At 38.9% G+C, this 6,212-nt stretch carries 6 protein-coding genes and 1 riboswitch; of the genes, 4 read left to right on the top strand and 2 right to left on the bottom strand.

Annotation, left to right across the window (positions count from 1 at the left end; genetic code table 11):
- The first annotated feature begins 417 nt into the window (after window positions 1-417).
- A riboswitch (SAM riboswitch) is annotated at window positions 418-530 on the top strand.
- Between the two features lie 88 nt (window positions 531-618).
- The 4 genes from RQ907_RS06970 to RQ907_RS06955 are packed head-to-tail and all read left to right on the top strand — an operon-like array spanning window position 619 to window position 4,542.
- Window positions 619-1,455 (top strand): S-adenosyl-l-methionine hydroxide adenosyltransferase family protein, encoded by an 837-nt coding sequence (locus RQ907_RS06970; protein WP_311492658.1) that lies wholly within the window; start codon window positions 619-621, stop codon window positions 1,453-1,455.
- Window positions 1,455-2,006 (top strand): ECF-type riboflavin transporter substrate-binding protein, encoded by a 552-nt coding sequence (locus RQ907_RS06965; protein ID WP_311492657.1) that lies wholly within the window; start codon window positions 1,455-1,457, stop codon window positions 2,004-2,006. The genes RQ907_RS06970 and RQ907_RS06965 overlap by 1 nt, the downstream gene beginning before the upstream one ends.
- 5 nt (window positions 2,007-2,011) lie before the next feature.
- Window positions 2,012-3,721: an ABC transporter ATP-binding protein gene (locus RQ907_RS06960; RefSeq protein ID WP_311492656.1), complete on the top strand. Its 1,710-nt coding sequence runs from the start codon at window positions 2,012-2,014 to the stop codon at window positions 3,719-3,721.
- On the top strand, window positions 3,718-4,542 hold the full coding sequence (locus RQ907_RS06955) for an energy-coupling factor transporter transmembrane component T (RefSeq protein ID WP_311492655.1): 825 nt from the start codon (window positions 3,718-3,720) through the stop codon (window positions 4,540-4,542). Before RQ907_RS06960 ends, RQ907_RS06955 begins: the two co-directional genes overlap by 4 nt.
- 74 nt (window positions 4,543-4,616) lie before the next feature.
- Here RQ907_RS06955 and RQ907_RS06950 read toward each other — a convergent pair whose 3' ends face one another.
- Window positions 4,617-5,264 carry a hypothetical protein gene (locus tag RQ907_RS06950; protein ID WP_311492654.1) on the bottom strand — a complete coding sequence of 216 codons (648 nt, stop codon included), beginning with the start codon at window positions 5,262-5,264 and terminating at the stop codon, window positions 4,617-4,619.
- Between the two features lie 56 nt (window positions 5,265-5,320).
- Window positions 5,321-6,212: C69 family dipeptidase (locus RQ907_RS06945; protein WP_311492653.1), on the bottom strand; the 892-nt coding region annotated here is incomplete at its 5' end.

Below are 6,212 nucleotides of genomic sequence, written 5' to 3'. Positions count from 1 at the left end.
AAAAAGTGATGTTGCAGAATAGATAAATCTATTCTGCAACATCACCTTTTTTCTTTAAAGTTCTTTTGCTTGAATTTAGCGTGTTTGGATGTATAATAAAAGTGACTAGAAAGATAGTATTCCCAGTGGGAAGACAAAAAAAGACAGGAGAACTCTACTAACTCCTGTCTTTTTTTTGTAGGCTAGTTACTATTTTTAAATAAGCTATCTAGCCATTTGCAAATATAGTGACTAATTATACTTGCCATGATAGCTAATACGAAAGATAGTATTCTCTCCATTTGGAAGACCCCCTTTCTGTTACCAGTATAGGGATAGTAACATATTAATTATAACATCTTTTTATATATTTTGTTAAAAATAATGATTCTAAGCTTGGTAATAATAGCAAATCCCATAAAAAACAGTATAATAAAACTACCATAAAGAGAAGGGGAGAGACAAGCTCTGAGATCCTTCAGCAACCTACTTTTTGTAAGGTGCTAAAGCTTGGCTGATGGAACTCTGCACATCCATCAGGACGATGGGTGTTTTTTCGTACCTAAAATTTATTTATGGAAATTGACTGAAAGAATTATGTTGATATAATATCCTAGTAATAATTTGAAAGGAATTTATATGAACACTTTAGTTTTTCAATCAGATTTCGGTTTAGGAGATGGGGCAGTTTCTGCCATGCACGGTGTAAGTTTTATGGTTAATCCAAATCTAACCATAGACGATTTAACCCACGAAATTATGCCCTATAATATTTTTGAAGCATCTTATAGGCTTTTACAAACTATCAAGTATTGGCCAGAGGGTACAGTTTTTGTATCAGTAGTTGACCCTGGAGTTGGGTCTAGCCGCCATTCTATAGTTGTAAAAACCAAGTCTGGTCACTATATAGTCACACCAGATAATGGCACAATTTCCCATGTGGCAAAATATATAGGTCTTGAATCTGCAAGGATTATAGACGAGATAAAGGATAGGCTTCCTTTTTCTGAAAATTCTCATACCTTCCACGGTAGGGACGTCTATGCCTACAACGGGGCAAAACTTGCTGGCGACTTATCTTATTATAATTTCCTAGATGAGCTTAGCCTAGATGAGCTTTGCTATGAAACCATAAAGGATGCTAAAATCACTGACGGGCTTATAGAGGGAACTGTTGACATCTTAGATATTAGGTTTGGATCTTTATGGACAAATATCAGCCTTGACTTGCTAAATGAAGCTGATATTAAGCAAGGGGACACTATTAAGGTTATTATCTATTATAAGGGTATCAAAAAATATGAAAACCAAATGACCTTTGGTCATTCCTTTGCAGATGTAGGTTTGGGTGAAACTGTAGCCTATATCAATTCGTTAATCAATCTTGGTATTGCAATCAACCAAGCGTCATTTTCTGCTACCTACCAAATCGGTACAGGGGCAGATTGGAGTATTTTTATTAAAAAGGAGCAATAATGAAAAAGAATAATTCTATTACTACAATTGTAGCTATCGGTATTGGCGCTGCTGTATTTTTTATCCTTGGTAGGTACTTATCTATACCAGTTGGCTTTATACCTAATACTTCAGTTGAAACAACCTATCCATTTTTAGCTTTGATGTCTGTTCTTTTTGGACCAGTTGCCGGTGCCCTAATCGGTTTTATTGGCCACGCTATTAAGGACCTTCTAACTTACGGTCTATGGTGGTCATGGGTTGTCACATCAGGTATCACCGGCCTAGGTTATGGACTTGTTGGTTCAAAAATAAACATTTCCCAAGGTTCTTTTACAAAAAAAGACATGGTTAAATTCAATGTGGGCCAAATAATTGTAAATGTTCTTTGCTGGGGAATCATTGCACCAGTTTTAGATATTTTAATCTATTCAGAACCAGTCAACAAGGTTTTTGCCCAAGGTTTTGTATCAGCTGGACTAAATTCACTTGCAGTTGGTATCCTAGGCACAATTTTAATCGCAGCCTACGCTAAAACAAGAACAGCAGATAATTCACTAAAAAGAGATTAGGATATATGGAAAATAGACAAGACCTCGTATTTTTTGACAAGTACAATTTTAAATACAAGTCCCAGGTCGAACCTTCGCTTTTTGACATTGACTTAAGGGTGAAAAAGGGCGAAAAAATCGTGATCGTGGGCCCATCAGGCTCTGGCAAGTCCACCCTTGCCAAGAGCCTAAATGGACAAATACCAAACACTTTTCCTGGCGATATTGGAGGAACTTGTCTAATTGACGGAAAAAACCTAAAAGATTCGTCGATTTTTGACCTATCCTTGTCTGTAGGTACTGTTCTCCAAGATACAGATGGCCAATTTGTAGGCCTTACAGTCGCAGAAGACATTGCCTTTTCATTGGAAAATGACAATGTTTACCAGGAAGAGATGAAAAAAATCGTCAGCAAATGGGCTGGCGACCTAGGTCTAGGGAAATTATTGGAAATGAAACCTGGAGAACTTTCTGGTGGCCAAAAGCAATCAGTTTCCATAGCTGGGGTCTTGGTTTCAGATGTGCCGATTTTATTGCTTGACGAACCTCTGGCAAATCTTGACCCAAAGTCTGGTAGAAAGACCATGGAGCTTTTAAAAAGGCTAGCTGATGAGCTTGGCTATACTGTAATCGTAATTGAGCATAGGCTTGAAGAGGCCCTTCTCCTTGACCCAGACAGGATAGTTGTTGTTGATGGTGGAAAAATCCTTGCGAGCTTGAGTCCGACTGACCTTTTAAAATCAGATATTTTAGAGAAAATCGGCATCAGAAGGCCACTTTATATAGACGCTATGGACTATGCAGGAGTAGATATTTCTGCTTACCATAGGCTGGCTGATTTTGAGGAAGTTGAGATAAGTTCAACCGACCTTGCTAAAATTGAAGACTGGGCAAGGGGACAAAGAAGACAAGTTTTAAAAAAATCTGGTGAAAAAGTTATAAAAATAGAAAATCTTACTTTTTCCTATGAAAGGGAAAATATTTTGGAAAATCTAAGTCTTGAGATTGACAAGGGGGAAATAATTTCGATTTTAGGTCCAAATGGGGCTGGAAAATCAACCCTAGCCAAGCTTATGTGCGGGTTTTTGAGACCAGACTCTGGGAAAATTTTTATAGGTGGCAAGGATTCCAAGAATCTATCTATAAAGGAAATCGCCGATAAGGTTGGTTTTATCCTCCAAAATCCAAATGCCATGATTTCAAAGACTATGATTTTTGATGAAGTAGCCTTTGGTTTGAGGGTGAGGGGATTTTCTGAAGAAGAAATCCAAAAAAAAGTCCACTCTGCCCTTGAAATATGTGGTCTATATCCCTTTAGAAAGTGGCCGATTTCTGCCCTTTCCTATGGGCAAAGGCGTAGGGTCACCATTGCTTCGATTTTGGTTTTAGACCCAGAAGTGATTATCATGGACGAACCGACAGCCGGCCAAGACTTCCACCACTACACAAAAATGATGGAATTTATAAGGAAAATCAACAAGAAATATGGCCTAACAATCCTAATGATTAGCCACGATATGCACCTGATTGAGGAATACACTGACAGGGCCATTGTAATCGGCGATAAGGAAATCCTAGCTGATACGACTCCTGCAGAGCTCTTTACCCAAAGCGACCTGCTCGATAGGGCAAACCTCGCCGAGACTTCGCTTTTTAAGCTTGGAGCTAGGCTTGAAACCATGGATGCCCTTGATTTTATAGAGACCTTTATAGGCTACGAAAGGAGCAAACGATGAATAAGACTCTGGGATATATCAAGAACGATACATTTATTCACGAGCTTTCTGGCACAACAAAACTACTCACTTTTATCCTCCTTTCAGTAATAGTCATGACAAGCTACGATACCAGGTTTCTAATCTTAGTCATGGGCCTATCGCTTTTGGCAATGAAAATTGCAGAAATTCATTGGGAAGATGTGGCATTTTTGATAAAAATTGTCGCAGCCTTTTCCCTAATCAATATCCTTGCCATTTATATTTTTGAGCCAGCCTATGGGGTTAAACTCTATGGGTCAAGGACACTTATTTTTGGGACTGGCAGGTATGCCCTAACTTTGGAGCAAGTTTTTTACGAATTTAACGTCGCTCTTAAGTATTTTTCAACCATTCCCTTGGCTATCGTTTTTATTTTTGCCACAGACCCATCCGAATTTTCATCAAGCCTAAATAGGATTGGCCTATCCTACAAAATCTCTTACGCTGTTGCCCTTGCCCTTAGGTATATACCGGATATACAAAAATCTTATTTTGACATTAGGCAGGCAAGCCAGGCTAGGGGGATAGAAATGAGCGAGAAGGCAGGTCTTATAAAGAGAATTAAGGCGAGTTCTAATATTGTAATTCCCCTAATTTTTGACAGCCTAGAGCGAATAGAAACCATAGCCCAAGCCATGGAATTAAGACGTTTTGGGAAAAATAAAACTAGGACTTGGTACAAGGCTAGACCCTTTGGGAAAAAGGACTTTTTAGTTTTGTTTATTACCCTAGTTTTAGTAGGTCTTGGAATTTCCCTATTTTTCCTAAACCAAGGTAGGTTTTACAATCCATTTATATAGGAAATTTAAAATAAAAAAGCCCTCTTATTTTAGAGAGCTTTCAAGCTTTAAGAGCTTATAGACCCTTCGGGGTCTTATTTTTTTGTTATTTTGTAATTAATTCCATTTACAAGTTCAACCTCATAAGGACTTTCGGAAAAATATCCCCTTAGAAAGTCTAATCTGTACTTGTGGTAGGTAGATTCTTCGGATTTTAGGTCATTTACCACGCCCGCTCCGACTTCAAAAGACTCGTGGTGGTCGTGGCTGTGGCCACCTTCGCAAGAGGCATTTCTCGAATTTTCAAGGTCTATAGCGTCTTGGTATTTTTTATGAAGGTTGGTGTTGGTTATCAAATACAAACTATCCCCATCTAGAACGGCTGAAAGGCCTTGATCACAAGGCATACCGTCTAAGAGATAAGTGTTGAGGTCGGTAAAAATTTCCTCAAAGTTAGAAAAATCCTTACCCTTGCCACATTTTTGTCCGAGTTTAAAAAGCTTTTCGCTAGGATTTTTGCAAAGGCTGAGGGCTTTGGCAAGGCGACTTTCAACTATATCTATTTTTTCTTGGAGGTAGCCGTGGATATTTTCCTGGTCTAAAATTTCCTCCAAGGGCTTGGTAGAAACAGGTTCATATTGTATTTGAGAAAAATCTCCATCAAGCAAAAAATCTGTGATTTTATCTTGGAATTTGATTTTTTCGTACATTAGGTAGTGGATTGGTCCTAGGGTTTTTGACATATTTACTCCTTTTATAAATTTTTAAAGATAAAACCCGAGCTTGGCTCGGGCAAGTTTTAGGCATCTGATCTTGAAAAGCTATTTTTCATCTTGTTTGATGCTACATAGAGAACTTGGTCTAAGAGGTCTTGGCTTGCTTCTTTGAGGAAGTCTGCAATTTCTTGGTTGGCTACTTCTAGGACTTTTATAGAGTCTTCCCTAGAAAGATTTTCCCTTATAATTTTCTCATCTGTTTTGTAAATAACTTTCCAAGCAAAAGATCCAACTTTTTCCTGGTAGCGTTCAATTAAATTAGCTGTATCAGCAAAGTGTGGGTCTGCAAGGGCTGCTATAATCCTGTTAATCCAGTAGAAAGATTCTGTGGTGACCTTGCCAGTAGTATCTCTCAAATAAGCAGGGGTATCGGTGATATTTACATAAAATGGCACCATGGTGTTAAAGACGTTTGAGCCAAGGGCAAGCCATTCTATAGCTTTGATTGGATCAGGCCTATCGCTTCTGATTTGGGTAAGACCAAGGAAGTTATTTCTGTTTATGCCGATTGGACGGAAGGCTCCTGCTTGAGATGCGTCTCCGTGCTTTTTGTATGGGTCGTAAGGAGTGCCTTGGAAGTGGTGGGAGAGGGCATATTTGATATCCTCAACTGTGATTTTTCTCTCAGGCACCCTTGCCCATGGAAGGTCGTCATCGTCAGGTCTTAGGTCAGCGTCAATTCCGTCATAGGTATTAGACCTAGGGTTGAAAAATCTTTGCAAAACCCAAGCTCTTGGAGTGTTGTAAACGTGGTCAGCATCAGAATGGCTGCCAAAGGCGTCCCTTGGGTTAATTTTTCCATCGAGGGATAGGTCTAGATTGTGTTTTTCTATGAAATCCTTAAGGTCAGCTGAACATAAGAAATTTTCGCCAGCTCCTAGGGCATCTTCTAGGTCAAAAGTATCTCGGCCGAGT

The sequence above is a fragment of the uncultured Anaerococcus sp. genome (assembly GCF_963510575.1).
GTDB lineage: Bacteria > Bacillota > Clostridia > Tissierellales > Peptoniphilaceae > Anaerococcus.
This window is presented reverse-complemented; position numbering and strand designations above follow the sequence as displayed.

What these genes read in the sequence shown, in the direction of transcription:
- RQ907_RS06970 (WP_311492658.1), top strand. Translation starts at nt 619, where the DNA reads ATGAACACTTTAGTTTTTCAATCAGATTTCGGTTTAGGAGATGGGGCA.
- RQ907_RS06965 (WP_311492657.1), top strand. Translation starts at nt 1,455, where the DNA reads ATGAAAAAGAATAATTCTATTACTACAATTGTAGCTATCGGTATTGGC.
- RQ907_RS06960 (WP_311492656.1), top strand. Translation starts at nt 2,012, where the DNA reads ATGGAAAATAGACAAGACCTCGTATTTTTTGACAAGTACAATTTTAAA.
- RQ907_RS06955 (WP_311492655.1), top strand. Translation starts at nt 3,718, where the DNA reads ATGAATAAGACTCTGGGATATATCAAGAACGATACATTTATTCACGAG.
- RQ907_RS06950 (WP_311492654.1), bottom strand. Translation starts at nt 5,264, where the DNA reads ATGTCAAAAACCCTAGGACCAATCCACTACCTAATGTACGAAAAAATC.